29 protein-coding genes are annotated in these 25,867 nt (G+C 55.0%); 6 read left to right on the top strand and 23 right to left on the bottom strand.

The window, feature by feature from the left end; translation table 11 throughout:
• Nucleotides 1–4 precede the first annotated feature (4 nt).
• Complete coding sequence (locus KFE19_04955; protein QUO38863.1) at nt 5–505, top strand: hypothetical protein; 501 nt, start codon at nt 5–7, stop codon at nt 503–505.
• A 112-nt stretch (nt 506–617) separates the two neighbouring features.
• On the opposite strand, the gene KFE19_04960 is transcribed toward KFE19_04955, so the two are convergent.
• On the bottom strand, nt 618–1,199 hold the full coding sequence (locus tag KFE19_04960; GenBank protein ID QUO38864.1) for an SOS response-associated peptidase: 582 nt from the start codon (nt 1,197–1,199) through the stop codon (nt 618–620).
• 159 nt (nt 1,200–1,358) lie between these two features.
• Between KFE19_04960 and dinB the strand changes: the two genes are divergently transcribed.
• Nucleotides 1,359–2,609 (top strand): DNA polymerase IV, encoded by a 1,251-nt coding sequence (gene dinB / locus KFE19_04965; GenBank protein ID QUO39522.1) that lies wholly within the window; start codon nt 1,359–1,361, stop codon nt 2,607–2,609.
• A 5-nt stretch (nt 2,610–2,614) separates the two neighbouring features.
• Nucleotides 2,615–2,857 carry a hypothetical protein gene (locus KFE19_04970; protein QUO38865.1) on the top strand — a complete coding sequence of 81 codons (243 nt, stop codon included), beginning with the start codon at nt 2,615–2,617 and terminating at the stop codon, nt 2,855–2,857.
• Between the two features lie 48 nt (nt 2,858–2,905).
• Here the strand turns inward: KFE19_04970 and KFE19_04975 are convergent, their stop codons facing one another.
• The 17 genes from KFE19_04975 to KFE19_05055 all read right to left on the bottom strand — a co-directional run bounded on the left by KFE19_04975 (nt 2,906) and on the right by KFE19_05055 (nt 17,544).
• Entirely contained in the window at nt 2,906–3,328 is a 423-nt protein-coding gene (locus tag KFE19_04975; GenBank protein QUO38866.1) for a response regulator transcription factor, read from the bottom strand.
• A gap of 67 nt (nt 3,329–3,395) precedes the next feature.
• Complete coding sequence (locus tag KFE19_04980) at nt 3,396–3,764, bottom strand: metal-dependent transcriptional regulator (GenBank protein ID QUO38867.1); 369 nt, start codon at nt 3,762–3,764, stop codon at nt 3,396–3,398.
• Nucleotides 3,765–3,776: 12 nt separating this feature from the next.
• A complete protein-coding gene (locus tag KFE19_04985) occupies nt 3,777–5,405 on the bottom strand; it encodes a nickel ABC transporter substrate-binding protein (protein QUO38868.1) in 1,629 nt (542 codons plus the stop codon).
• A gap of 3 nt (nt 5,406–5,408) precedes the next feature.
• Nucleotides 5,409–6,143 (bottom strand): ABC transporter ATP-binding protein, encoded by a 735-nt coding sequence (locus KFE19_04990; protein QUO39523.1) that lies wholly within the window; start codon nt 6,141–6,143, stop codon nt 5,409–5,411.
• Nucleotides 6,110–6,913, bottom strand: coding sequence for an ABC transporter ATP-binding protein (locus KFE19_04995; GenBank protein ID QUO38869.1), 804 nt, complete (start codon nt 6,911–6,913; stop codon nt 6,110–6,112). The genes KFE19_04990 and KFE19_04995 overlap by 34 nt, the downstream gene beginning before the upstream one ends.
• Nucleotides 6,910–7,692 (bottom strand): ABC transporter permease, encoded by a 783-nt coding sequence (locus KFE19_05000; GenBank protein QUO38870.1) that lies wholly within the window; start codon nt 7,690–7,692, stop codon nt 6,910–6,912. The genes KFE19_04995 and KFE19_05000 overlap by 4 nt, the downstream gene beginning before the upstream one ends.
• Nucleotides 7,689–8,624, bottom strand: a complete 936-nt coding sequence (locus KFE19_05005; GenBank protein ID QUO38871.1) for an ABC transporter permease — start codon at nt 8,622–8,624, stop codon at nt 7,689–7,691. The genes KFE19_05000 and KFE19_05005 overlap by 4 nt, the downstream gene beginning before the upstream one ends.
• A gap of 17 nt (nt 8,625–8,641) precedes the next feature.
• Nucleotides 8,642–10,378, bottom strand: coding sequence for an ABC transporter ATP-binding protein (locus KFE19_05010; GenBank protein QUO38872.1), 1,737 nt, complete (start codon nt 10,376–10,378; stop codon nt 8,642–8,644).
• Nucleotides 10,371–12,131 carry an ABC transporter ATP-binding protein gene (locus tag KFE19_05015; GenBank protein QUO38873.1) on the bottom strand — a complete coding sequence of 587 codons (1,761 nt, stop codon included), beginning with the start codon at nt 12,129–12,131 and terminating at the stop codon, nt 10,371–10,373. The genes KFE19_05010 and KFE19_05015 overlap by 8 nt, the downstream gene beginning before the upstream one ends.
• 78 nt (nt 12,132–12,209) lie before the next feature.
• Nucleotides 12,210–12,395, bottom strand: a complete 186-nt coding sequence (locus tag KFE19_05020; GenBank protein ID QUO39524.1) for a cysteine-rich KTR domain-containing protein — start codon at nt 12,393–12,395, stop codon at nt 12,210–12,212.
• Between the two features lie 8 nt (nt 12,396–12,403).
• Nucleotides 12,404–13,039, bottom strand: a complete 636-nt coding sequence (locus KFE19_05025; protein QUO38874.1) for a TetR/AcrR family transcriptional regulator — start codon at nt 13,037–13,039, stop codon at nt 12,404–12,406.
• Between the two features lie 72 nt (nt 13,040–13,111).
• Entirely contained in the window at nt 13,112–13,537 is a 426-nt protein-coding gene (locus KFE19_05030) for a response regulator transcription factor (GenBank protein QUO38875.1), read from the bottom strand.
• Between the two features lie 61 nt (nt 13,538–13,598).
• Nucleotides 13,599–13,979, bottom strand: a complete 381-nt coding sequence (locus KFE19_05035) for a metal-dependent transcriptional regulator (GenBank protein ID QUO39525.1) — start codon at nt 13,977–13,979, stop codon at nt 13,599–13,601.
• Nucleotides 13,969–15,471: an ABC transporter ATP-binding protein gene (locus tag KFE19_05040; GenBank protein ID QUO38876.1), complete on the bottom strand. Its 1,503-nt coding sequence runs from the start codon at nt 15,469–15,471 to the stop codon at nt 13,969–13,971. Before KFE19_05040 ends, KFE19_05035 begins: the two co-directional genes overlap by 11 nt.
• A 12-nt stretch (nt 15,472–15,483) precedes the next feature.
• The gene (locus KFE19_05045; protein QUO38877.1) at nt 15,484–16,215 is read right to left on the bottom strand and encodes an energy-coupling factor transporter transmembrane protein EcfT; all 732 of its coding nucleotides are present in this window, start codon (nt 16,213–16,215) and stop codon (nt 15,484–15,486) included.
• Nucleotides 16,215–16,802 (bottom strand): MptD family putative ECF transporter S component, encoded by a 588-nt coding sequence (locus KFE19_05050; GenBank protein QUO38878.1) that lies wholly within the window; start codon nt 16,800–16,802, stop codon nt 16,215–16,217. Before KFE19_05050 ends, KFE19_05045 begins: the two co-directional genes overlap by 1 nt.
• 124 nt (nt 16,803–16,926) lie before the next feature.
• Complete coding sequence (locus KFE19_05055; GenBank protein QUO38879.1) at nt 16,927–17,544, bottom strand: TetR/AcrR family transcriptional regulator; 618 nt, start codon at nt 17,542–17,544, stop codon at nt 16,927–16,929.
• A gap of 126 nt (nt 17,545–17,670) precedes the next feature.
• Here KFE19_05055 and KFE19_05060 point away from each other — a divergent pair, with 126 nt between their 5' ends.
• A complete protein-coding gene (locus tag KFE19_05060) occupies nt 17,671–19,422 on the top strand; it encodes an ABC transporter ATP-binding protein (GenBank protein ID QUO38880.1) in 1,752 nt (583 codons plus the stop codon).
• The gene (locus tag KFE19_05065; GenBank protein ID QUO38881.1) at nt 19,415–21,139 is read left to right on the top strand and encodes an ABC transporter ATP-binding protein; all 1,725 of its coding nucleotides are present in this window, start codon (nt 19,415–19,417) and stop codon (nt 21,137–21,139) included. The genes KFE19_05060 and KFE19_05065 overlap by 8 nt, the downstream gene beginning before the upstream one ends.
• On the opposite strand, the gene KFE19_05070 is transcribed toward KFE19_05065, so the two are convergent.
• From KFE19_05070 to KFE19_05090, 5 genes are all read right to left on the bottom strand, one after another.
• Nucleotides 21,134–21,553, bottom strand: coding sequence for a winged helix-turn-helix transcriptional regulator (locus KFE19_05070; GenBank protein ID QUO38882.1), 420 nt, complete (start codon nt 21,551–21,553; stop codon nt 21,134–21,136). The genes KFE19_05065 and KFE19_05070 overlap by 6 nt on opposite strands.
• A 68-nt stretch (nt 21,554–21,621) precedes the next feature.
• A complete protein-coding gene (locus tag KFE19_05075; protein ID QUO38883.1) occupies nt 21,622–21,990 on the bottom strand; it encodes a metal-dependent transcriptional regulator in 369 nt (122 codons plus the stop codon).
• A 31-nt stretch (nt 21,991–22,021) separates the two neighbouring features.
• Entirely contained in the window at nt 22,022–23,413 is a 1,392-nt protein-coding gene (locus tag KFE19_05080) for an ABC transporter ATP-binding protein (GenBank protein QUO38884.1), read from the bottom strand.
• Nucleotides 23,410–24,102 carry an energy-coupling factor transporter transmembrane protein EcfT gene (locus KFE19_05085; GenBank protein ID QUO38885.1) on the bottom strand — a complete coding sequence of 231 codons (693 nt, stop codon included), beginning with the start codon at nt 24,100–24,102 and terminating at the stop codon, nt 23,410–23,412. Before KFE19_05085 ends, KFE19_05080 begins: the two co-directional genes overlap by 4 nt.
• Nucleotides 24,099–24,701, bottom strand: coding sequence for an MptD family putative ECF transporter S component (locus KFE19_05090; protein QUO38886.1), 603 nt, complete (start codon nt 24,699–24,701; stop codon nt 24,099–24,101). Before KFE19_05090 ends, KFE19_05085 begins: the two co-directional genes overlap by 4 nt.
• Nucleotides 24,702–24,891: 190 nt before the next feature.
• Here KFE19_05090 and KFE19_05095 point away from each other — a divergent pair, with 190 nt between their 5' ends.
• Nucleotides 24,892–25,851: a helix-turn-helix transcriptional regulator gene (locus KFE19_05095; GenBank protein QUO38887.1), complete on the top strand. Its 960-nt coding sequence runs from the start codon at nt 24,892–24,894 to the stop codon at nt 25,849–25,851.
• Nucleotides 25,852–25,867: the final 16 nt, after the last annotated feature.

The raw sequence follows: 25,867 nt of genomic DNA on the forward strand, positions 1-25,867 counted from the left end.
TTTCATGCCGACAAAGCTGATCTGCCACACCCCGGACTGCGTCAGCTGCGGAGCAGACGGCACCTGTAAACTGGACGGCGAGATCCGGATGGATCAAAAGCGGTGCCAGTCCTACACGCCGCACTCCATCCCATTTATGGAAAAGCCCCTGGCTCTGTCCGAACTCCCTAAAGAGGAGTGGGTCTGCCACATCCTTGAGGAGTCCGGCACCACCTTCGTCAGTCTGGAGGACTTCTATGAGCCGTACGGAAAGGCGCTGCGCCGTGACCTGATCTGGCGCATCCCTTATGGCTGCCTGGACTTCAGCGGGTGCGTCCTCTGCCTGGTGCAGGAAGGCATCCTCTGCCTGCCCTACGACGCGGTGGACAGCCAGGAGTACGAGCTGTTCATAATGGAGAGCGAGCGGCTTTTGACCAAGGAAAGCCTGTTGGAACTTCTGCAGGAGTTCAACGAGCAGACCGCGTCGCTGGCCACCGTCCTGATGGAGATGGGGAAGCTGGTCTGAGCCATCCATCTTAGCGCCTGCAACTCTGTCACAGCAAGAGGCCGTCGATCCCATAAGATCGGCGGCCTCTTTATTTTTCGCCTGAAAGCGGCTCCTCCCCTGCCCTACCTCTCTACCACAGGCTGATCTGGGCCTCCGCTGACGCGCGTGTTAGCTCCGGGGGCGCCACGGTAAGGATCTCAGTCGCGGCATCGGCGTCGGTCAGCCATCTTTGCTGCTGCTCCCTTGTCAGGATCAGGGGCATCCGGTCGTGGATGGGCCGCATGGATGCGTTGGGCGCCGTGGTCAGGATGCAGTAGCACTCCTCGCTCCCCCGCCGGTCATACAGCCCCGCCATATAGAGGGCGCCCTCCCGGGGCAGGGTGAACAGATACTTCCGCTTCTGGCCGTCCCACTCATAAAATCCTGTGGACGGGATCAGACAGCGCCGGCTTCGGACGCTGTCCCGAAACAGGGGCTTCTCTGCCGCCGTCTCAGCCCGGGCATTGATGACCAGCGTGCCGGGCAGCTGGTATCCCCACTTCATCAGCTTTGGGACCGGCCCTCCGGCGCCGTCCAGCAGGACCGGGGCATGGTTGGACGGCCGGATCTCCCCCGGCGTCCACGCGCCGGCACCATACTTGCGCTGGATCGCTTCGGCAATCTGCCGAATTTCTTCGCATTGTTCCGCCGTGAACTGATACCGACCACACATGACTTTGGGCCTCCTATGCAACAAGTTGTACGCGCTGGTACAAAATATAGTGTACCATAAACAGGGATGTGGGAAAACAGCTTCCGGCCATTTTCCAGAAATCGGCTCTTGCGCTTATCAAACAAATGTTCTATTATGAAGGCAAAGGGGGTGACGCCGATGGGCACGCGCCACATTTTACACTGTGATATGAACTGCTTCTACGCCAGCGTCGAGATGCAGCGCCATCCGGAACTGCGGGACACGCCGCTGGCGGTGTGTGGGAGCCAGGAGGAGCGGCACGGCATCGTACTCACCGCGAATTATATCGCCAAGCCCTACGGCGTCAAAACCGGCATGGCCATCTGGCAGGCAAAACAGCGGTGCCCCCAGCTTGTTACCCTGCCCCCCGACATGGATGAGTATATCCGCATCAGCCGCTATGCCAGAGAGATCTACGAGGACTACACCGACCAGGTGGAGCCATTTGGCCTGGATGAGAACTGGCTGGATGTGACGGGCAGCGTTGGGCTGTACGGCTCCCCCATGACCATCGCCCGGGAGATCAGCAGCCGGATCAAGTCTGAACTGGGTATCACGGCCAGCATCGGCGTGGCCAACAACAAGATTACCGCCAAACTGGGGAGCGACTACAAAAAGCCGGACGCCATCACCCGGATCGAGCAGGATAACTACAAGGAGATCGTCTATCCCCTGCCGGTGGAAGACCTGCTCTATGTGGGGCCTGCCACCTCCAAAAAGCTGCGGGCCATTGGGATCGACACCATCGGCCGGCTGGCGGAGTGCCCGGAAGATGTGCTGCAGCGGCGCCTTGGGAAAATGGGGCTGGTCCTCAGTATGTTCGCAAAGGGGCGGGATGTCTCCCCTGTGCAGAAGACGGATCATATTCCAAACGTCAAGTCCGTCGGCAACAGTGCCACTACGCCCCGGGACCTGGTATCGGAAGGCGATGTGCAGCTGATGCTGCTCCTGCTGGCCGAAAGCGTCTGCTCCCGGATGCGGGAACTGGCGTCCCGCTGCGCGGTGGTGGAAATCTATGTCCGGGACACGGAACTGCGCTCCATGCTCCGGCAGCGGAAGCTGCCGGCCCCCTCCTGCTCCAGTCAGGAGCTGGCGGAGGTGGGTTTAGAATTGTTTCGCCGGAATTACCATTGGGAGCGCCCGATCCGGAGCATCGGGCTGCGGGGCGCCGGCTTAGTAGAGGCTGTCGGCACTGTCCAGATGTCCCTCTACGCAGAGGATCAGCGGCGGGACAAATGGGAGCGGATCGACCGGGCGGTGGACCACCTCCGCCGGCGGTACGGCTACATGAGCGTCCGCCGCGCCCTGCTGGATACCGACCCGCGCCTGGGCCATATCAATGTGCGGGACGATCACACCGTCCACCCGGTCGGATACTTTGGAGGATAACACCGATGGAGCATGAAAAGCGATATGTGCCGGTCATCGTCCGGTTTGACGCAGACGGGAAACTGCGGCCGTTGGAGATCGAGTTTGACGAGAGCCACAAGTACCCGGTGGACAAGATCCTGGATGTCCGGCGGGCGGCCTGCCAGAGCGTGGGCGGCGTTGGGGACCGCTACACCTGCATGATTCAGGGCAGGGAAACTTACCTCTGGATGGAGAAGGGGCGATGGTTCGTCTGTGCCAAGCGATGAGCCGGGAGAGAAAATGAGGCGGTGCCGATGCTGGCGCCGCCTCTATCCTTATCTTGGCTTTTCTATTTTATATCCGCTTCGGATGACCGTCTTGATGTAAACCGGGTGCTTGGGATCGTCCTCTAACTTCTGCCGCAGCCGCCAGATGATATTCTCTACCGCGGTGGTCCCATAGCGGTATTCCTCATGCCAGGCGGCGTCATAGAGCTGATCCTTGCTGAACACCTGCCCAGGAGCACTGGCCAGGAGCAGGAGCATGGAGAACTCTCCGTGGTTCAGGCGCACCTCCTCCCCTGCTTTGAGCACCGTCCGGCGGTCCGGGTGGATCTCTATATCCCCAAAGGTGAGGATATCGTGAGAAGGCACGGTCATTTCAATAACTTCCGCTCGCCTTCCCCGGAGCGCATCCATGATGGTCTGGAACATACTGCCGTCCGGGTCAGTGGCCCGGATGACGATAATCTCTTCCATCGGATGCTTATCCCCCTTTACGCAAAAAGAGAGAGGCCGCAAGCACGGCCCCTCTCCTTTGCTGTGCTCAAGATTTTTGCTCAGACGTCGCTTTGAGGCGCTGAAAACTCTCATCGCTGATGACGTGCTCGATCCGGCAGGCGTCCCGTTCCGCTGTTGCCGGGTCCACACCTGCTGCAATTAGGCGCTCTGTAAAGAAGCGGTGCTTTTCGTAGATCTGCTCCGCCACTTCCCGGCCCACATCAGTCAAGTGCAGGAAATAGTCGCTGTCCATTGTCAAGAAGCCCCCGTCCCGCAGGGTCGCCACCGCATGGCATACGCTGGGCTTTGTGACCTCCAGGTGCCGGGCGACATCCACGGAGCGCACCATGCCCGTCTTCTTATGGAGAACAAGTATGGCTTCCAAGTAATCTTCGCCTGACGCATGGAGCTTCATTTTACACTCTCCTTATTCAGCGGGTTCCAGAGAAAGAATGTCGAAGAAGTAGGGCGTTCCGGTAAAGGTATAGCCGGAGATCTTGTCTGTGTTATAGACAATCATATCCTTCTGATAGGTCAGAGGAATATCCAGCACCGTCCCCACATCGAAGTTAAACAGGTAGGTATAAGTATTGCGGACCTCCTGCTCATCCACCATGTTCGTCAGATTCTTAATGGTAGCAAGGAATTCATCGGAGCCCTCAATGCCGGGCAGGGAGGGGGTCTGCGGCACCATACTGTCCATGGGGGTAAACCAGCAGTGGGGCGAAGCAAAAGCAAACTGACTGTGCCACAGGGTCAGATCGAACTTACCTTCCAGATAATCAGCGTACCACTGCATCTGCTCGGTGCCGTAGATGGTCACATCAATCCCCACCTCCGCGAGCTGGCTCTTGATGACCTCGGCGGTAGGCATACTGGTTGCACTATAATCAGATTCCAAAGTCAGCAACAGATTCAGCGGCTCACCGTCCTTCTCACGGATTCCGGTGCTCTCATTCATGGCCCAACCGGCCTCATCCAGAAGCTGATTCGCCTTATCGGGGTTATAGTCGTAGGTGGTTTCCAATTCTACATCAGCATAGGGCGTATCACGAGTAACAATCATATCTGCCGCAGGCTCATAACCATTAGAAGTAGCTTGGGACAATTCCTCTTTATCGATGGCGTAAGCCACAGCCTGCCGTACTCGGAGATCAGACATATAGGGACGGGTGGCATTGGTAGTGATAATCTGCACACGGGTGTCCTTATCCGCCATCTGGCCCGCAATACCGTCCATGGTAAGGGCCTGGTCGTATTCCTCATAACTCAGCAGACTGGCACCGTAGATCATGTCGATCTCGCCGGTCTGGAGTGCCTGCAGGCGGGAGGTGGAGTCAGGAATATACTTGACGATGATCTCGTCCCAATAGGGCTTTTCGCCCCAGTAGTCCTCGTTGCGGACAAAACGGGTGTACTCGCCGGCCACATACTCATCATAGATATAGGGACCCGTGCCAGCCACACCGGAAATGGTTTGGAAGTCACCCGGAATAATGAACTCCGGCGCGCTCATGGGGCACACATCCGACCAGCAAAAATCTTGCAGATAGGCATAAAAGGGGTGGTCATAGTGGAGTGTGATGGTGTAGTCATCGACGATCTCCATTTCCGTAATATCGGTGATGCCCTTCAGCGTGTAGAAAGATGGATTGGACTGCTTGTGTTCCAAGTTAGTCTTGACCGCCTCGGCGTTAAACGGCTCTCCATTGTGGAAGGTAACTCCCTGCCGCAGATAGAAAGTGAGTTCTGTCTGGTCATCATTATATTCCCAGCTCTCTGCCAGACCGGGGACAATTTCTCCGTTGTCGAAGTCCACCAGATTCTCATACACCAACTTGGATGTGCAGCAGAGGGAGTTGTTCATGTAGAGGGTGGACAGGGATGTGGTTTCCGCTCCAATGGCAAAGGTAAGGACTTTTTCCTCTGTGTCCGCCCCCGTACTGGAGGGCGGGGTGCTTTCGGATTCCGAAGGGGTTGGACTGCTGCAAGCCGTTAGAAGCATAGCGAAGCAGCAAGCCGTGGCAAGGAGACGAGCAAGTTTCGATTTTTTCATGGGTCATGTCCTTTCTTTTGAATTTATGTCAATGTTAGATTGACCGATACGGATGATTTGCCCGTGCTCCAGCTCGTAAATTCGCTGGGACAGGCTGTATGCGAACTTCATATCATGGGTAATCAGCAGGTAGCTGCATCGGTACTCCCGATGGTATGCCTCCAGCACCTCCCGGATCGCCTTTTGAGAAATCAAGTCCAGGCCGCTGGTCAGTTCGTCCAAAATGAGATAATCCGGCCGGACAGCTAAAGCCCGTAACAGAGCTACCCGGCGCTGTTCACCCCCGGACAGGTTTCTTGCAGGAGTGTCCAACAGCTTGCGGCTGGTGGCCGTCAGGTCCATCAGCTCCAAAATCCGTGCTTTCCTCTCTTGGGAGGTCAGTTTGGTCAGATTGCGCAGAGCCTCCTCCAGATTTCGGGCCACAGAGAACTGCCGGTTTAGGCTGCCGGTCGCATCCTGAAAAACAGCCTGTATCTTGGTCCTGTGTCTACGCCACTGGTTGTAGGTCCATTTGCCGGTGTCCTCACCATCTATCAGAATTTTGCCCTGGGTCGGGCGCTCCAGCCCAATCAGAAGGCGGGCCATTGTGCTTTTTCCGCTGCCGCTTTCACCCATCAGGCTGATATTTTCGCCTTTGGTCCAGGTAAAAGAAATGTCACGCAGGGCATGGAACGGCTTGCCGGAGGCATCCGGGAAATCCTTGCTCACATGGGTAACGGTGATTTGCTCCATGTCCAGCCACCTCCTTCCTCTGTACTGGCGAGCCGCACAAATTCTTTGGTCCATTCCTCCCGTGGTGAAGCAAACAGGCTGCCGATCGTCCCCCGCTCCACAATCGTCCCGTTCTGCATGACAAGCAGCTCGTCGCAAAGTGTTCGGATCGCCGCATCATCGTGGGAGACAAACAGAATTGCCGACTGCTGTTTCATCCGCGCCAGTTCCTGAATGAGATACGATTTATTCTCTTCATCCAGTGCAGAGGTAGGCTCATCCGCGAATATGTACCGCGGAGACAAGCCGATCAAAATTGCCATCGTAACGCGCTGGAGCATCCCGCCGGAGAGCTGCCCCGGATAAGCCCGGTAAACACGCTCGCTGTCAGTGAGATGGACCTTTTTCAGCGCCTCCATGCTCAATTTCTGCGCGGTCTTCTTTTCGATATGCAGCCGCTTGCGGAAGGTCTCAGTCATCTGTGCGCCAATCGACACATGGAGATTTAATGCGGCCATGGGATTTTGCGGGATAAACCCTAATGTTGTGCCGCAGAGTTCCCGCCTCACTTTCTCCGCCTGTTGAAGAAGGTCCTTCCCGTCCAGAAGAAGCTGCCCTCCGCAGATTGCAACATCTGGGTCCGAAACCCCCAACAAGGCTTTCAGAAGGGTTGTTTTTCCGCTACCGCTGGCTCCGGTCAGGCCCGTACAGCCACCCGGCTCCAGGACAAAACTCACATGATCCAAAAGGAGCTTTCCCTTGCGTGTCCGGGCGGTCAAATCCTTGACTTCCATCATGCCTGCTCACCTCCCTCCAACTGCTTTGCCAGCAGGTTAAAGGCCAGCGTGCAGAGAAAGATGAACAGGATCGGCAGAAACAGCAGAGAGGGATGAGTCATCAGCATACTGCGCCCCTCGGAGAGCATGGAGCCCCAATCAATCACATCATCGCCCAGCGTCAGGCCAATAAAGGAGAACGCCGAGATATTCATAATCATCTCCGCACAGGACAGGCACAGAAAATGCACCAGCGGCCGGATGATATTCGGTAGGATATGGACAAACAGCACCCGGCTCCGGGAAGCCCCGGAGGAGACGGCGCACAGCACATAGGCTTTATCCAGCTCCAGCTCTGTCTGCGTCTTGACCAGCTTAATCATTCGTAAAATGAGCGAAACGGTCAACGCCACCAGCATGGTAGGGATGCTGTTGCCCCAAATGCCCACGAAGATAATCAGGTATGCCAACGGCGGGATGGCTGTCACCGCGTCCAACAGGCTGCTGAACGCCAGACTTTTGGCGGCGTTTGCCCGTCCGAGCCATAGCCCGATTAAAGTTCCGAGGACAAGTACGATGCTGCCTCCCAGCAGGACGATTCCAAGCGTCACCTTCCCGCCATATAAGAGCCTGGAAAGCTCACAGCGCCCAAACTGGTCTGTTCCCAGCGGAAAGTCCACACTCGGAGCCGCATACTTGTTCACAATGTCCATCGCCTCTGGGTCATTGGGCGCAATCAGGAATCCGAGGAAGCAGAAGGCAATGATGAAAACAGGAATCAGCCATTTTAGATGTTTCATGCCGCGCCCCCCTTTCTGGTCTGGAGAAGCCTCTGGATAATATCTGCCAAAATATTAAAAATCACCAGGGCAAAGGCCAGAAACAGCACCGTGGCATAGATGACCGGTAGATCCCGGTTTGTCAGGCTGTCCACGATACGGTATCCAAGGCCCGGCAGGGAAAAGATGTTCTCTACAATGGCGGACCCCGCCATACACATCCCCATCATCTGCATAAAGGTGGGGACAATGGAGATGACCGCCTGGGGCAGAGCATAGCGCACTACGATGTAGCGGTCGCTGAGGCCACGGCAGCGGGCATAGAGCATGCTGTCCTCATTCATGGCCCGCTGAATGGCCTTGGAGAGCATCTGCCCGAAAAAGGCGATCCCGCTTACTGCCAGACAGAGCGCCGCAGGAAGGTATCGCATCAATCCTGTGTTTCCCGCTACATTTATAAGATTCCAGCGCACCGCTACCACATCAATAAACGATGTCGCCAGATAAAAGGCCGGTATGGAAATTGCCGCGATGGACACGAAGCCCAGCACTTTTCCAGCAAAATTCCTGCGGGCCAGGTAAAGCAGAGTACCTAAAATCAAAGCTCCAACGGCCTGAAGGACAGTCGCCAGCAGAACAATGCAGGCGGTTTCCTTTGCGGCCGTCCCCACAATGAGAAACACATCCTTGTTGTCCACAAGGGAAGTTCCCAAATCGAAGTGAAGCAGATTTCCCAGCCAGTCCAAATACTGCACGACAAGCGGGCGGTTTAAGCCCATTTCTTCCCGGATCAATTCAATTCGGGAATTGTCCACCGTAAAGACGCGGCGCGCATAGGCTTCCGCAGCATCAATCGGAGAGAGCTTCATCAGAATGAAGGCAATCGCCGTCACCAGGAATAAAGTCAGGAACAGTTGTAGGATTTTTTGAAGTAGGAATCGTTTTGTACTCACACCCCCGCCTCCTTGTACTATGCGTTGATTTTCCAGTCTATCGCCGCTCTCCGATTCAAAATGAAGTCGGCATAGATTCCTTGTTGCCCAATGAGCTGGTCATGTGTGCCGTGCTGAACGATTTCCCCGTGGTCCAACACCAGAATCTGATCGGCATTTCTTACGGTTTTCAGACGGTGAGCAATCATAATGATGGTCTTGCCTCCGGTCAAGGCTTCGATGGCCTCCTGCAGCTCCGCCTCGTTCTCGGGGTCAACATTGGCCGTGGCCTCGTCCAAAATGATGATCGGCGCGTCCTTGAGCATGGCCCGGGCGATGGAGAGCCGCTGGCGTTCTCCGCCGGAGATCGTGGCGCCGCTCTCACCGATGATGGTATCGTAGCCGTCCGGCAGGGCCGTGATGAAGTCATGGCACCGAGCCGCCTTTGCCGCGGCCACCACCTCCTCATGGGTGGCATCCGGCTTGCCGAACTTGATGTTGTTCTCAATGCTGTCGTTGAACAGGTACACGCGCTGAAAGACCATACTGAAATTGCGCATCAAACTATCCAGCGCATAGTCCTTCACATTGATGCCGCCCAGCTTGACCGTGCCGCTGTCCACATCCCAAAACCTTGCCATAAGACTGGTGAGGGTGGTCTTGCCGGAGCCGGAGGGTCCCACAATGGCAGTTGTTGTCCCTTCCGGGATAGTAAAGCTGACATCGCGGATGATTTTCCGCTCCCCATAGGAAAAGTCCACATGCTCGAAGGAAATATCGCAGTGTTTCGGTGTCTGTACGGAGCCGCCTTCGTCCATCCGGGGTGCGCAGTCAATCTCCTCCACCCGGTCGATGGAAGCGTCGATCATAGGCAGCATGAAGAACATCTCACCGGCAGACTCCAGCTCGCTGTATACCAAGAAAGCGGAAACCACCACCATCAGGCAAGCAAAAAGGGTCATACTACCTTGCAGGAAAAACCAGATTGAGAGCAGAATCGCCACCACCGCCGTGACACGCAGGACAATTTGCTCCAAAACATTGTAGGGAATACGCTTGCGCTCCAGCTTGAAATTCTGCTGTTCCGTCTCCTCAATCGTGCGGTTCAGCGTCTGATTAGCCGCCTTATCTCCATGGAAGGCGCGTACCACGCTCATGCCCTGTATGTATTCCAGCACAGCGTCCACAAGTCTTGTCTGGGCTGCCAGCCGTCCCGGAGACAATTCTCTGGATTTCTTCAGTAAAAGCGAATTGACCCAGAGGAACAGGAGCATACCAAGCAGGAAGATCAGCCCAATGCGCCAGTCAAAGCACAGGACCGCCAAAGAGAAGATGGTGGTCCGGATCATGCCCACCACCGTCCGGGCAATTACCGCAAAGGACATGCTCTCCAAGTCCTCCATGGTGGAGGTGGCCACTGCGGTGAGGCTGCCCAGGCTCTGGGCGTTGAAGTAGCCCATAGGCATGTACTTCATTCGTTCTCCGATATGGATGCGCTTCTCCGCACACATACAGTAATCGGCGTGCCCCTCGCTGTTGTGGGCCAGATACCAGCACAGGGCGGCCCCGGCCACGCTGACCGTCATGATCCCAAAGGCCACCCATGGGGTGATCCCGGGCATGTTCTGCTCTACCAGGGCGCGGAGCACAACCAACAGCGCCGCAAACTGCAAAGCCTCAAAAATGCTCCGCAGCAACTCAAAGGCCATTCCTTTGTACCAGGAGCCTTTCTGCTCCCCGGCAAAGCGAAAAAACCGTTTATATGCGTCAAACATGCTTGCCACCTCCTTCTCCCGTATCCGCATCCTTCGCCTGCGTGTGGGCCACCCACATCTGAGCGTAGAGGGGACACCGTTTCAACAACTCCTCATGTGTTCCCGCATCCAGGATTTTTCCCTGATCCACCACAGCGATTTGGTCTGCATCGGTTATGGTACTCAAGCGGTGGGCGATAACGATAAGTGTCTTTCCTCGGGTCAGCCTGCCGATGGCGTCCTGAAGCACCGCCTCGTTCTCGGGGTCTGTGTAGGAAGTCGCCTCGTCCAAAATCACAATCGGGGCATTCTTCATCATGGCCCGCGCAATAGCGACCCGCTGGCGCTCCCCGCCGGAGAGGTGTCCGCCTGCGCCGCCTACCACAGTGTCATACCCGTGATCCAGCCCCATGATGAATTCATGACAGCCGGAGGCCTTCGCCACAGCCTCCACTTCATCGTCGGTAGCCTCCGGCCGTCCCATGCGGATGTTTTCCCGGACAGAGACATTGAACAGGAAGTTATCTTGGGAGACATATCCGATGAGGTCCATTACTTGCTCTGGCGGCAGGTTTTTTACATCCTCTCCGCCGATAGTGATGCTCCCGCTGCCAGCGTCCCAATAGGAGGCGATGAGCTTGGCGATGGTGGATTTGCCGGAACCAGACGGTCCTACCAGCGCAGTGGTCGTGCCTTGCCGGATGTTCAGTGTGACGCCGTTCAAAACCTGCTTATCTTTGTAAGCGAATCTCACATCCCGCAGGCCAATGTCCAGCCCATGCAGTTCTTTTCTCTGCACAGGCCGCTCCAGATCCGGCTCGGACAGCACAGCGCCGATTTCCCCGGTGATGGTCGCAATTTTGGAGAAATCATCAGTCAAAAAGATCGCCGCTACCAATGGCCCCACGATACCGAGGGACAGGATTGCAATCGTGATAAAATCCGGGGCGGTCAGGCTTCCATTCCGACAAAAGACGCATCCAATGGGCAGAACGCCGATCAGCACAGCGGGCCAAATAGTCATCATCAGGGCGGAGTAGCCCTGCGTGGACTTCATCCAGTCCAATATAAGATCCGCATTTTGTCGAACCGCATCGGTAAACTTCCCATAGGATGCTGCACTCTGGTTGAACGCTTTAATGACCTCAATACCGTTGATATACTCCACCGTGGTGGCACTCATGTGCTTTCCGGCTTGAACGACCGCACCATATTTTTTCGGATACTCTTTCATCTGGGCCATATAACAGAGCATCCCAATAGGGATGGTGATAAGCGATACTAACGCCATACGCCAGTCCAGGGCGAAGAGGCAAACCACAATAGCGAGAGGGACCAACAGATTAGAGGTCATTTCCGGAATGATATGTGCCAGTGGGACCTCCATCTGCTCCACGCGCTCCACCATGGTCGTTTTCAACCGGCCCGACGGTGTATCGGTCAGATAGCCCATGGAAACACGAGTCAACTTATCCGCCACAGCCCTCCGCAACTCCGACAGCACATGGAAAGTGGCCTCGTGAGAGCATCGAGTAGAAATGCCGTGGAGGACAGACTTGAGCAGATAGGCGATCAGAGCTACCATTCCCCAAATCAGATAAATCGAAAAGTTCTTTTCAGCAGAAATGAGTAGGTTGACCATCTTTGCCACGGCAAAGTATGGCACCATCCCGCTGGCCACGCTGATAACAGCAAGGACAGTCGAGGCAATAAAACCTGCCCGGTGCGGTCTGATAAACGCCATCAAGCTAAATGGATTCTTTTGTTTCTGCATGGTATCCCTCCTGAAGTTAGCGAATTCTAACCAAATGCCAAAGAAAAAAGCCGATGACTCGCAGGATTATCCTGCACATCATCGGCTCTGCGTCTTGGCGTCTGGCTCTGACAATATGATGTTTTGTCCCTGCACATCAACAATGTGTTCCGTTCCGCATTTAGGACAGAACAGCGGAAAACGCTTTAGGATTGTGTCTGGATTCACCTTGGTACGAGTTTTGTTGCCGCAGGTAGGGCAATGAATCCAGCCACTCCGGTCGATCCACCCGCTCACTGGTCTTCACCTCCATCTCCGAAGAAGATGGTTTTCCAGCCGGCGGTATAGAAACGCCGCATCCTCTGGATATGCTCGACCGCCTGCTCCTTTGGCATATCGTGGATGACCACCTCGAACATCCCAGTATAAAAGGCGCTGGACAGTAGATGGCTCAACTCTGGTGTAAGGCGGCCGCTGGAGATTGCGTCGTTCCCAGATGCCTGAATATAGCGCATGGTACATTGATTGTCTATTTCCACGACTCGGTGGAGGAATTCCTGATATGTACTGTTCTCTCCACTGGTCAAAAGCAGCTTGAACTCGTCAAAATGGTCGTAGATATAGTCTACTGAGGCCCAAAAGCCATGATCAGAGAAAGAATACATTTGGCTGGTCTGTTCAGCTCCGGGTAACTGGTTAAACTGCTCCAACGCCGATTGTATCAGGCCACAAAAAGCATCCATGGCAGGCTGTACGAGGGAGCGGTACAGGCTCTCTTTGTCCGGATATCGAATATAGATTGCCCCTTTGCTGGAGCCAGCTTTTTCTGCTATCACTCTAAGAGAGGCATTCTCATATCCATTTGTGAGAAATTCTTCTTTTGCGCATTCCATGAGTTTTTCTGTCACACCTGCTGTTCTTTTCGCCAAGTGACCACCTCATCAATTAAAACCTTCGGTTTCAAACCAGTGGTTTTAATATAGCACAAAAGAAGCGAACAGTCAATAGTCTCCGCTAACTATCTTATATCCACTCCGAAAGACGGTTTTGATATATATAGGATGTCTGGGATCCTCCTCCAGTTTCTTTCTCAGCCGCCAGATGGTATTCTCCACAGAGTTTGTCCCGTGCAGATATTCCTCGCCCCAAGCGGCCTCATAGAGCTGCGCTTTGGAGAACACATGCCCTGGTGAACTGGCCATGCAGTAGAGCATGGCATACTCCCCATGATTGAGCTCCACTTCCCTGCCGGCCATGAGCACCCGGCGTTGCTCGTGATGGATCTCCAGATCCCCGATACGCAGCACGGAAGCAGACTGCTCGACAACATCGATCATCTCTGCCCTTTTACCCTTCAGCGCATCCATGATGGTCTGGAACACGCTACCGTCCGGATCGGCGGCCCGGATAACGATAATTTCATCCACGATTTCACCCCCAATGGCAAAGGGAGGCGGCCGCCTGCACGGCCTCCTCCCTTTGCTGTGCTTACGATTCTGTTTTCGCGGCGGCTTTCAGCCTCTCGAAACTTTCATCACTGATGACGTGCTCGATCCGGCAGGCATCTTTCTCAGCGGTTTCCGGGTCCACACCTGCTGCAATTAGGCGCTCGGTAAAGAAACGGTGCTTTTCGTAGATCTGCTCCGCCACTTCCCGGCCCACATCGGTCAAGTGCAGGAAATAGTCGCTGTCCATCGTCAGGAAGCCCCCTTCCCGCAGGGCCGCCACCGCATGGCACACGCTTGGCTTGGACACCTCCATGTGCCGGGCGACATCCACGGAGCGCACCATGCCCGTCTTCTTATGGAGAACAAGTATGGCCTCCAAGTAATCCTCACCGGACGCGTACAGTTTTTTATCAGGAGGCATTGCACGCACCATTTCCTTGCTCGTGGGAGAAGAAAGCCCGCAAGAGACTCACTGCATCCCCGTCCATCGGCCGATGCCACAGCACCTTGCTCCCCTGAATGAACAACAGGTAGGTGCAGCATTTATAAATGAGTTCCGGGTCATGTGTGATCAGAAACAGGCACTTTCCCATCTCTTTTAGGTGGTTTAAGTTGTCCGACACCTCCAGCATATGCCGGTAATCCAATCCGCTGGTAGGCTCGTCAAATATCAGGATCTTTTTGCCCGAAGCTACTGCACTGCCAATCGCCACCCTCTGTTTTTCACCACCGGACAGGGACATGGGGTGCAGTTTTATTTTGTCCAGCAGGTCAAGGCTGTTCAGTATCTCCTTGGCACGGGTCGTATCCGCTTTCTCGTCTTCGCCGCCCATACTGAGCAGCAACTCGTCCAGCACATCTTCCGTAAATAGCTGGTGGTTTACATCCTGCATAACCATATAGGAGATATGCCTGCGTTGCTTTGCGTCATAGGGGACCCCATCCATTTCAAGCACACCTTTTGCTTTTTTATCCAAGCCGCACAGACACCGGGCAAAGGTGGATTTTCCCGCACCGTTATTCCCGATGATGCCAATGATCTCCCCTTGGGGCAGGGTCAGGTCTGGAATATCCACATTGAGGGGGCCGTGCTTTTCATAGGAGAACTGGAACCCCTTGATATGTAGTTGCGGAGCGGCCGGTTTGGGAGCGGCCTCTGGGGGCAGATGGAATGGGTCCAGTGCCCGCAGCCCCATTCCCTGCAATTTATCGGGCGGTAATTTTTGGAATTCTGCCCCGGTAAATTCTTGTACAATACTTCCGTGCTTCATGTAGAGAATTCGGTCTGCATAGGGAACAAGATAATAAAGCCGGTGTTCCGCGACGATCACCGTCTTTTTCTCGGACTGCCAGTGCCGGATCACACCAATTAAATCTTCGATGGTGGCAATATCCAGGTTGGAGGATGGCTCGTCCAGCACAAAGATGTCCGGGTGGATTGCGTCGGCAGAGGCGCAGGCGATTTTCTGTTTTTCTCCACCGGACAGGGCAAATAAGCTCCGATTCAGCAGTTTTTCCAGCTTGAGACTATGAACAGTTTTTTCCAGACGTTCCCTCATTTCCGAGACCGGCAGAGCCATGTTTTCACACCCAAAAACGATCTCGCTGGTAGTATCTACATTGTAGAATTGCGTCCTTGGATTTTGGAATACAGATCCTACCCGCTGTCCGATTTGATAAAGAGGATAGTTTTTTAACTCTTTCCCATCTAAAAGAACTTGCCCAGTCAATTTCCCGCCGTAGTAATGCGGAATCAGGCCGTTGATCAGCCGGGTCAGCGTCGTCTTGCCGCAGCCGGACTCTCCACAGAGCAGGATGGTTTCGCCATCCCGGATTGTTAGGTTGATATGGCTCAGGTTGTTCTCGGTTTCTCCGCTCTCATAAGTAAAGGAAACATCTTTCAATTCGATCACAGTATCACCTCCTTACCATGGACTGAAAAAGTATGTAGAGAGTAGCGCAGTTCCGGCGATCAGTACCGTCAGCAGGTCCCAGCCGGTAAAACCGACCTTTGTGATATTGGTGCGCCGGACCGGGTTATCCAGGCCGCGGGTCAGGGCCGCCGCAGAGAGATCATCCCCGATTTTGACCACCGAGATCATCAGGGGAATAAAACGGTATTCAATCAGGGCCGCGGGGTTTTGCCAGAATTTCTTTGTCCCGAACTGGACCTCCCGCATCCGCATGGCGTCCTTGATGGCGGCCGATTCCTCCTGCATGGTAGGGATAAAACGAAACAGGACGGAGAGCGGAATGGTGATCTGCCGCCCAATATGCATCCTGCCCAGCGCGGTAATGCACTCGCTGGCTGTAGTAGATTTGATGATGTAGGCCCCCATCACAAAGGCCGGAAACAGCCGCAGGACCAGCCCTACCAGCAGAACTACCAGCATATTGACGATCATCGGGAACTGTACCGAGTTCTGGATAGCCTGCACAAACAGCCCCGCTGCGAACAGGCAAAAGAACACGGTTGCCGTCTTATACTGCCGGTTAGTCAACAGCAGGATAAAAGGGATCATCGCCACCACAATCATAAAAGCGGTGTGGCTGTATAGAAATTCTGCGGTAGCGACAACGGCCATCAGCAGCAGCTTGGTTCGTGGGTCCAAGCAAAAGCCTGTTCTGTTTTCAATAACCGCTTGAAGCTGCTCCATTACACAATGCCAGCTCTCTCAAAGTGTTTTTTCAACATTTTATGCCCCAGCAGCGCGCCCAGAATACCGCCCACAAACAGTAGCGCAAAGCCCACATACAACATCCAGGAAGGCATCAGGGATTGCAAGGTGTTTGCGTACTGATCGCCCATAGAGGTGTGGATGTTTTCCCAATACGCTTCGCCGGCAAACCAGAGATTGGCGGGGCAGCCCATGATACCGAGGCAAAAGCAGGCATAGCTCAGAACAGTGACCTTGAATTTCTGATAGCCGCCGATTTTGAGCACGACATCGCTTAGAATGCCGCCGAGCACCCAGCCGAGCAGGCCGATCCAGCCGTAGCCGATCAGATAGAAAAAGATGCCGCCGATGATACCTGTGATGGTCAGCATACCAAACTTCTGAATCTTGGTATAGTAAAGCATCATAGGAATGCCGCAGACGATGGGCCAAATTATGAACAGGAACGGGTAGACCACCGGCAGTGCGGTAAGCAGGCCGACAACAAAGAAAATAACAAGGGTCATGGCTGTGTAAATGCCAACATTGATTAGGTCTTTACCTGTGAGCTTTTTTGTGTTTTCCATTTTTGAATATGTCCTTTCTGAAAAGAATTGAGTGTTGCAATACCCCGCGCAAAGGGGACACTGCGGTTTCACCTCCATGTCGTTTAGTTAGTGGATGCTAACTATTGTGCAAAAATTTTGGGGATCAAATCCCCAAAATTGTCTGCCATCCGGAGTTAAAAAAGGATACAAGCGTATGGGCGTATTTCAATGCTGCCTCTTTTGGAAAATCGTGCATGACTACTTCCGCCAGGGATGCAAAATACGAATGGAGCAGAATATGCCATTCCTCTTCTGCCAATTCGCGGACCTGGATACCCCGGGATCTCAGTTCCGCAAAAAATTTCAGCGTGACCTGGGTTTCCAGACAGACAACATCATCCAAAAAGGAGGAATACCGCGTGCCCTCCGCCCGCATAAGAAGTAGCCGGAACACATCAAAATGCTCATAGATGTATTCGATAATGGCCGACAGCGTTTTCTCCGACAGTTTCCAGAGGGATTTCAAGTCATCTGTCTTTGCCAGTTCCATGTGCTCATTTACCGATGCCTCGTAGATGGCCTTGACTTCCTGGACAACAGGCTCCACCAGCGCGCCAAACAGAGCCTCCTTATCTTCAAAGTGGTTATAAAAAGCTCCGTTGGTCACATGGGCGTCCTTGCAGATCTCCCGGATGCTGGCCCGCTCAAAACCATATTCCAGAAAGTGCTTTTGGGCGCAGAGCAAAAGATTTTCGTGGGTCTGCTGAAAGTCTCTTGACATTTGCTGTCCCTCCGTCCTATACTAAAATTACACTGTAATATTACGCTGTAATTTGGATTTTAGCACAGGGTACTTGAAATTGCAATACCCTCCTTGTATTTTTTGTGGCCTGAAAGGAGGCTGGTTATGAAGTCGAAAGAAGCGGGAACAATTCGTCAGCTCTTTGCTTTTGTGGGAGAGAACAACGGTAAAATGCGTCTCTCCATCTTCCTGGCTGTCTTGGGAGAACTGTTTGGCATGGGCCCGTTTTTAATGGTGGCTGTCCTCGCGGACGCCTTGTACCAGGGGACTGCAACGCCCACGCTGGTATTGTTTCTCTGCGGAGGCTCCGCAGTTTGCCAGATCATAAAAATGCTGCTTACCTGGCGGTCTTCCCTAATGTCCCACAAAATTTCCTTTACCATACTGAAAAATATCCGGGAGGCCATTACGGACCGGATGGCGAAGGTCCCCATGGGTGTCATGCTGGAAACGCCCACCGGAACTTTCAAAAATCTGATTGTGGACAATGTGGCGAAGCTGGAGGACTCCATGGCCCATTTCATGCCGGAACTGCCATCCAACATCGCCGCACCTCTGTGCAGTATTCTCCTAATTTTCCTGTTGGATTGGCGGATGGGGCTGGCTGCACTGGTGACAATTCCACTGGGAACCTTCTTTTTTGCTGCCATGATGCGTGGTTACGGACCTCGCATGGAGAACTATATGCGCTCCGCCAATGAGATGAACAGCGCCTTGGTGGAGTATGTCAACGGCATTCAGGTCATCAAGGCGTTCAACCGATCCGCAGCTTCCTATGGAAAATATGCTGATTCGGTCTGTTACTTCCACGACTCCACCATGGCATGGTGGAGCCAATGCTGGCTTTGGAACGCAGCAGCCCGGGCTGTTCTACCCTCTACGCTTTTGGGGACCCTTCCAGTGGGAGCGTGGCTCTATATGGAGGGAGGTCTTTCTCTCCCTGTCTTTCTGGTAGCTCTGGTAGTGCCTCTGGGTTTTATTGCGCCGCTGATGAAGGTCTCCGAGGCCATGGAGCAGGTCAGCATGATCAAGGGTAATCTGGAACAGGTCACTGCCTTTTTGAAGACGCCGGAACTTGTTCGCCCCACGAAGTCCGCAGAACTTGGATCACAGGGCTTCCAATTTGAGGATGTTCGTTTTGCTTACAACGAAGCCGAAGTCCTCCACGGTATCTCATTCCAGACACAACCCGGTACCATGACAGCCATTGTCGGTCCATCCGGCTCCGGGAAGTCCACGATTGCCAAACTGATGGCCGGCTTTTGGGATGCGACCTCTGGTACGGTCCGTTTTGGCGGGCAGGATATTCGCAGCATTCCGTTCGGACAGCTTATGAGTGAGATCAGCTATGTGGCCCAGGACAATTTTCTCTTTGACAAATCTATTCGGGAAAACATCCGTATGGGAAACCCTGATGCCAGCGACGAGGAAGTAGAGGCTGCCGCCAAAGCCGCCAACTGCCATGACTTTATCATGCAGTTAGAACAGGGCTATGATACCATGGCCGGTGATGCCGGGGACCGGCTTTCCGGTGGAGAGCGGCAGCGCATCACCATTGCGCGGGCCATGCTCAAAAAGGCATCCGTCATCATTTTGGACGAGGCAACCGCCTATGCCGACCCTGAGAACGAGGCACTGATCCAGCAGGCCATCAGCAAACTGGTGGCGGGAAAATCTCTGATTGTCGTAGCTCACCGGCTGAATACGATCCGCAATGCCGACCAAATATTGGTTGTTTCTAACGGCGAGATTGTGGGCCGAGGCATCCAGGAGGAGCTTCTGCAAAGCTGCCCCCTTTATCGAAAGATGTGGCAGGACTACGCCGGCTCTATGGAAGGAGGCGCAGAAGATGTTTGAAATGATTCGTCGCGTCTTTAAGATTGCGGGAAACAGCCGTGGAAAAATCGTTGCAGGAATCGTCTGCAACATTCTGAAATCATTCTTCAACGGGTTTATGATGTTCGGTGTATTCTGGATTCTGGTCCATCTGGATAAACTCTCGCCGGGCATCATCGAGCAGGCTTTTGGCGTAATTCTGGGCAGCGTACTGGGCCATTTCTTTTTCCAGTGGATGTATGACCGCACCATGAGCGGGACTGGCTATGACATTTTTCGGGATTACCGTCTGGAGATTGGGGAACGATTGAAACAGGCACCCATGGGATATTTCTCAGAACAAAACCTGGGCACCATCCAGGCCATGCTCACCACCACGATTGCCGACCTGGAGGGCTACTCCATGCTGGCGATTGAGCAGATGACCAGTGGTGTGGCTATGGCTGTACTGATGTCCGTGATGATGTTCTTTTTCAGCCCGGTGATTGCGGGATTGAGCCTTGTGGGGCTGGCGCTTGGGATGCTGGTCCTGCGCTGGGTGAGGTTTCGTGCTGCTCAATATGCCCCCATTTACCAGGAGGCCCAGGAGCACCTGGTCGGTAAGGTGATGGAATACATACGGGGTATTTCGGTGTTGCGTTCTTTCTCTAAAGGTGACGAAGGACAGCGGGAAGTCCGCGTTGCGTTCCAGAAAAAATGGGATGCGGACTACGGCCAGGAAAAGGCTACGGCTGGTGTCCTCCGTTTCTATGGGCTGACCTTTAAGCTCATGAGTTGTGTGCTGATTGCGGCGGCAGCTCTGCTGTATCTGGCGGGGCAAATCAGCCTGCCTTATTGCCTGACTTTCCTGTTCTGTGCGTTTACGGTTTATTCCGATTTGGAGACAATGGGCAACAGCGCCTTTCTGAGCAAAAAGATCAATACAGAACTGGACCGACTGGAGGAAGTCACCGATATTCCAAAGATGGATACCAGCACGGAGAAACTGATTGTGTCCCACTATGGTATTTCTCTGGAACATATCTCATTTGGCTATGGGAATCGACGGGTAATCTATGATATTTCGATGGAAATCCCGGAGCATACCACCTGCGCGATTGTAGGGCCCTCCGGCAGCGGCAAGACTACACTCTGCAATCTGATTGCCCGCTTTTGGGATGTGCAGGAAGGGACAGTTCGGATCGGCGGAAAAGATGTGCGGGATTATACTGCGGACAGCGTGCTGGAATACATCAGCATGGTCTTTCAGAATGTGTACCTCTTTCACGACTCTGTGGAAAACAACATCCGGTTTGGTCGGCCGGAAGCCACCCATGAACAGGTGGTGGAGGCTGCAAAACGGGCCTGCTGCCACGACTTCATTTTGTCCCTCCCGGATGGGTACGACACGATCATCGGGGAGGGTGGCTCAACTCTCTCCGGTGGAGAAAAGCAGCGTATTTCCATCGCCAGGGCCATTTTGAAAGATGCTCCCATCATCATCTTGGACGAAGCGACTTCCAGCGTGGACCCGGAGAATGAGCAGGCACTTTTATCTGCCATCCAGGAGTTGACAAAAAACAAAACTTTAATTTCGATTGCGCACCGACTGAGTACTGTCAGGAATGCAGATCAAATTGTTGTGATAGATCACGGAAAAATCGTTCAACGAGGAAGGCACGCTGAATTATTACAAGAGGATGGAATATATCGGAAATTCTTATCTCTACGCACAAAAGCAACTGGTTGGCATCTATAATTTATTTAACTTATATCCACTCCGAAAGACGGTTTTGATGTAAACCGGATGTTTTGGATCTGCCTCTATTTTCTGTCGTAGCCGGAAGATAGTGTTTTCCACGGTATTTGTCCCATAGGGATATATCTCGTCCCAGGCCGCCGCATAAAGTTGTTCTCTGGTGTAGACGCAGCCAGGTGTCTTAGCCATACAGTAGAGCATGGCATATTCCCCGTGGTTGAGGCGGATTTCCTTTCCCGCCAGAAGGGCTTGCCGGTAAGCGGGGCGGATTTCCAATTCGCCGAGGAACAGCACAGAGGGAGCAGGAGCAGCGATGTCGATGACCTCTGCCTTTTTCTCCTGAAGGGCGTCCATGACGGCCTTGAACACGCTGCCGTCTGGGTCAGCGACTCGGATAACGATAATTTCTTCCATCGGATGCTTATCCCCCTTTTACGCAAAAAGAGAGAGGCCGCAAGCACGGCCCCTCTCCTTTGCTGTGCTCAAGATTTTTGCTCAGACACCGCTTTGAGGCGCTGAAAACTCTCATCGCTGATGACGTGCTCCATCCGGCAAGCGTCCCGTTCCGCCGCTTCCGGGTCTACGCCGGCTTCAATCAGCCGGTCGGTAAAGAAGCGGTGCTTTTCATAGATCTGCTCTGCCACTTCCCGCCCCACATCGGTCAGGTGCAGGAAATAGTCGCTGTCCATTGTCAGGAAGCCCCCTTCCCGCAGGGTCGCCACCGCATGGCACACGCTGGGCTTTGTGACCTCCATGTGCCGGGCCACATCCACGGGGCGCACCATGCCCATCTTCTTATGGAGAACAAGGATGGCCTCCAGATAGTCCTCGCCGGATGCGTGCAATGCCATGCGTGAGCCTCCTTCCGTTGTATTGCAAATACTATTGGAGCCGTTCCTTTGGCGCCCACTCCGCCGTTTGGGCGCCGCTCTCCCGCAGGAACTCCCCGTCATGGGTGATGACCACCACGCACAGCCCCTGTTTTGCCAGCTCCCGGAGGAGCCTGCTCACCTCCAGCATGTGGGCGTAGTCCAGACCACTGGTGGGTTCGTCGAAGATCAGCAACTCTTTTCCACTGAGGCAGCCGTCCACAATAGCCAGGCGCTGCTTCTGTCCACCAGAGAGCGCCAACGGGTGCGCCTGGGCGTACTGGGCCAGATCCATCCGCTCCAGGATGGCCAGAGCCTCCTGCTCTGTGGCTGTACTGCCCAGCCGCGCTTCCGCCAGCACGCTGTCCCCAAAAAGCTGGAGGTTCACATCCTGCATGATGAGGAAAGCCTTTCGCCGTCGTTCCTTTCGGCCCATGGGGCTTCCGTCCCACAGGATCGTCCCGGCCTGCTCTTTCATCAAACCGCACAGGCATCGGGCCAAAGTGGTCTTGCCCGCCCCGTTGTGACCGGTAATGGCTGTGATCTGTCCCCGGGGTGCGGTAAAGGACACATCCTCCCAGACTGTTCTGCCGCCGTAGGAGGCCCGAAGGCCTCGTACCGTCAGGCCACCCGTTTCCGATGACGGGTGCGGCTCCGGCAGCGGTACCTCCGTCAAACTCCGCAGATCCATGGAGCGCCGTTTCTCTTCCGTCAAAGCCAAGAACCCCGCCCCGGTGTAAATCTGCTCCAGCTGCCCTTCCCGCAGATAAAACACCCGGTCAGCCAGGTCTGCGGCATACCACAGTCGGTGCTCCGCCACCAGGACGGTTTTCCCCGCTGCTTTCAGCCGCCTCAGAATGTCCCGCAGTTGACGGATGCCTTCTCCGTCCAGATTGGAGGAGGGCTCATCCAACACAAACACCTCCGGTCCCATGGCCCATGCGCTGGCACAGGCGATGCGCTGCTTCTCCCCGCCGGACAGAGCAAAGATATTCCGATCCAGGAGCGGGCCCACGCCGCAGACCTGAACGGCGGAATCCAGGGCCTGGGACATTTCCTCCCGAGAGGCCCCCCGGCTCTCCAGGCCAAAGAGCACCTCGCCGGTGGTGTCCAGATTGAAGAACTGAGACTTGGGGTTCTGAAACACGGAGCCCACGGTTTGCGCCAGCTCCCACAGGGGCGTCCCGGCCACATCCCGACCGTTGACTGTGACGGTGCCTTCCAAAGTCCCGCCTCCTCCATGCTGGAGCAGCCCGTTGATGAGCTTGATGATCGTGGTCTTGCCGCACCCGCTCTCACCGGTGAAAAGGATCAGTTCTCCCGGTTCTACGGTAAAAGAGCAGTCCCGAAGGCTGGGCTCCGTCTGCCCCTCATAGGTGTACGTCACATGGTCGAAGGTGATCACGGGAGCACCCCCTTGCAGCAGATCCCACCCACGCACAGGGCCAGGAACAGCAAAGTCACGGCCGCATCTTGAACATGAAATCCGATGGGCCGCCAGGAGGACATTTTCCCCGGATGCTCAATGCCCCTGGCGGTGGCCGACTCGCTGAGTTCCTCCGCTGTCTGGGCCGCCCCCATGAGCATGGGGACATAGACACACGCCAATTTTTCCTCCAGGCCGTGGATCCGGCGCAGGGCCATAGCGTCCCGGATATGCCGGAAGTCCTGGCGGAGCGCCGGCAGAAAACGGAGGGTCACCGCCAGAGTGATGGAAAAGCTCCGGGGCGCCCCCAACCGCTCCAGAGCGGCCATGAACTGGCTGACGCTGGTGGTGGCAATGATGTAAACCCCGCCGGCAATGCAGGGAAAGACCAGAAGGAAATAGGTCACTGTGGCAAAGACCGTGGCAAGGGAGCCGGGCAGCAGCGGCAACAGCCAGAACTGCACTGCCACGATGACCAGGTAGACAAGCAGCAGGCCCGCCAGCATCTTTCCCTTCCGCTCCAGCAGGAATAGGCCGAAGTAGGCCAGCATCACGGCGACGCGGAACACCGCCGGAGCCCAGGTGAATACCACCACATTGGCCAGCAGCCAAATCAGGATTTTGGTCCGTGGGTCCAGAAAGGAACCGCGGGCAGCCTGCGCCCTCATTGTGCCAGCCCGGCCTTGACGAAGTGCTTGCGCATGAGCTTCATGCCCAGCAGGGCGCCCAGGATGGACCCCACCAGGATACTCAGCACGATGATCCCGAACACCGGCCAGGTCAGCAGGCCCTCCATGGTGGCCATATAGCCGGCATCCATCATCTGGGCGGCATACTCCAGATAGCTCTCTTTGGTGAACCACAGGGGCAGGAAGTCCCCGATGAATCCAAGATTGAAGCAGAAGAAGCCCAGCACCAGCCAGCTCTTCTGCCTGAACTGCCCGGCCCGCAGGCACAGCTCACACAGAAGTCCGCCCACCAGCCCGGTGATGGGGAACATCCATGTGGCGGCTACCAGCACCACGCCGGTGACCAGGCTGGTGAGCAGAAAGGGACCGTTCTTTCGCACCTTGGCAACCATCAGCATGAACACCGGCCCAATCAGGATGGCGTCGATCAAGTGGGTGGCAAACCACACATAGGGACTGACGCCGCCCACCAGCATAAAAACAAAGCGGATGGCGATGCACACCGCTCCCAGTGCGCCGGCGGTGATGGCGTCCTTTGCTGTCAGTTTCCGTTTTCCCTGTTCCAATGATTGAGACATGTTTCTGTTCCTCCTGTTTCTAATCGTTAGTTATTGCTAACCATGGGACAGAATAGCACATCTCTCTGCCTGTCACCAACTCCATTCCGGCGTTTTGGCTCCAAACAGCATTTGATTTTCCTTGTCCCATTGACGGCCTGCTCCCGGTTCGATACAATCAGAGCATGAGAACACAACGGAGGAAACGCCTATGTCCAACCTGTCACAGCTCTTTGATGCCGGACGTTTCCCCGGCGGCGTGGAGGTATGTCCCGACGGGAAGGCCGCCGTGATGACACTCCGCGGATCGGAAAACGGCAGTCTGCGGCTGTTCTCCCTGTGGGAAGGTGTGATCCTCTCCTTCAACCGGATTGATACCCAGGTCTGGCCTCTGGCGCAGGCCGAGGCAAACAATATCCTCCTTCTGAATTTCTGTCAGAAGGGCCGCTGTGAGGTGGCCCTGGATGACGGCCAGTTCGCCTTTCTCTCCCAGGGGTATATGGCTGTGGGGACACAGCAGGCCCAGGAGGAATATTGCTATCCCGGAAGTCTCTATGAGGGGATCGAACTGTTTCTTGATCTGGATGCGCTGTCCCGGCGGCCCTATCCGCTCTTTCAGGAGAGTGAGGTCAGCCCAGAGGAGATCATGGAGCATCTGCACACCCACCGCCGCCTGTATCTGGCCTCTACTCCGCCCACCGTTCAGACGGCGCTGGATGAACTGTGGCAGCTGCGGGATTCCCAGGAACTGGGTCTGATCAAGCTGCTCTCCGCCCGGCTGCTCTGGGAAGTGAAGCGCCAGCCTGTGGAGGCCAGTCCGTCGTTCCGCTACTTCACCCGCTCCCAGGTGGCCATTGCCAGGGAAACCCGGGAGATCCTGTGCGCCGATTTGAGCCGGAACTACACGGCGCGGGAGTTGGCAGAGCGGTTTCAGGTGAGCGAAACCAGCCTGAAAAACTACTTCCGGGGCGTGTTCGGGGAAAATCTATCCATCTTCCTGCGGGAGGCACGGATGCGCCGGGCGGCAGAGCTGCTGCGGGACACCGAACTGCGGGTGGCCGAGATCGCGGCACAGGTGGGCTACGAAAATCAAAGCAAATTCGCGGCGGTCTTTGCCAGGCAGTTCGGCTGCCCACCGCTGGAATATCGCAGAAGGGCACGGCTCGATTGAGCCGTGCCCTTTTCCG

This window comes from Dysosmobacter sp. Marseille-Q4140, assembly GCA_018228705.1.
Lineage (GTDB): Bacteria > Bacillota > Clostridia > Oscillospirales > Oscillospiraceae > Oscillibacter.

Coding starts and splice junctions, on each gene's coding strand:
- KFE19_04995 (QUO38869.1), bottom strand. CDS start 6,913: ATGATGGAAGTCAAGGATTTGACCGCCCGGACACGCAAGGGAAAGCTC.
- KFE19_04955 (QUO38863.1), top strand. CDS start 5: ATGCCGACAAAGCTGATCTGCCACACCCCGGACTGCGTCAGCTGCGGA.
- KFE19_05035 (QUO39525.1), bottom strand. CDS start 13,979: ATGCCTCCTGATAAAAAACTGTACGCGTCCGGTGAGGATTACTTGGAG.
- KFE19_05065 (QUO38881.1), top strand. CDS start 19,415: ATGTTTGAAATGATTCGTCGCGTCTTTAAGATTGCGGGAAACAGCCGT.
- KFE19_04970 (QUO38865.1), top strand. CDS start 2,615: ATGGAGCATGAAAAGCGATATGTGCCGGTCATCGTCCGGTTTGACGCA.
- dinB (QUO39522.1), top strand. CDS start 1,359: ATGGGCACGCGCCACATTTTACACTGTGATATGAACTGCTTCTACGCC.
- KFE19_05045 (QUO38877.1), bottom strand. CDS start 16,215: ATGGAGCAGCTTCAAGCGGTTATTGAAAACAGAACAGGCTTTTGCTTG.
- KFE19_04980 (QUO38867.1), bottom strand. CDS start 3,764: ATGAAGCTCCATGCGTCAGGCGAAGATTACTTGGAAGCCATACTTGTT.
- KFE19_05070 (QUO38882.1), bottom strand. CDS start 21,553: ATGGAAGAAATTATCGTTATCCGAGTCGCTGACCCAGACGGCAGCGTG.
- KFE19_05055 (QUO38879.1), bottom strand. CDS start 17,544: ATGTCAAGAGACTTTCAGCAGACCCACGAAAATCTTTTGCTCTGCGCC.
- KFE19_05075 (QUO38883.1), bottom strand. CDS start 21,990: ATGGCATTGCACGCATCCGGCGAGGACTATCTGGAGGCCATCCTTGTT.
- KFE19_05095 (QUO38887.1), top strand. CDS start 24,892: ATGTCCAACCTGTCACAGCTCTTTGATGCCGGACGTTTCCCCGGCGGC.
- KFE19_04975 (QUO38866.1), bottom strand. CDS start 3,328: ATGGAAGAGATTATCGTCATCCGGGCCACTGACCCGGACGGCAGTATG.
- KFE19_05010 (QUO38872.1), bottom strand. CDS start 10,378: ATGTTTGACGCATATAAACGGTTTTTTCGCTTTGCCGGGGAGCAGAAA.
- KFE19_05050 (QUO38878.1), bottom strand. CDS start 16,802: ATGGAAAACACAAAAAAGCTCACAGGTAAAGACCTAATCAATGTTGGC.
- KFE19_05090 (QUO38886.1), bottom strand. CDS start 24,701: ATGTCTCAATCATTGGAACAGGGAAAACGGAAACTGACAGCAAAGGAC.
- KFE19_04960 (QUO38864.1), bottom strand. CDS start 1,199: ATGTGTGGTCGGTATCAGTTCACGGCGGAACAATGCGAAGAAATTCGG.
- KFE19_04985 (QUO38868.1), bottom strand. CDS start 5,405: ATGAAAAAATCGAAACTTGCTCGTCTCCTTGCCACGGCTTGCTGCTTC.
- KFE19_05085 (QUO38885.1), bottom strand. CDS start 24,102: ATGAGGGCGCAGGCTGCCCGCGGTTCCTTTCTGGACCCACGGACCAAA.
- KFE19_05060 (QUO38880.1), top strand. CDS start 17,671: ATGAAGTCGAAAGAAGCGGGAACAATTCGTCAGCTCTTTGCTTTTGTG.
- KFE19_05000 (QUO38870.1), bottom strand. CDS start 7,692: ATGAAACATCTAAAATGGCTGATTCCTGTTTTCATCATTGCCTTCTGC.
- KFE19_05015 (QUO38873.1), bottom strand. CDS start 12,131: ATGCAGAAACAAAAGAATCCATTTAGCTTGATGGCGTTTATCAGACCG.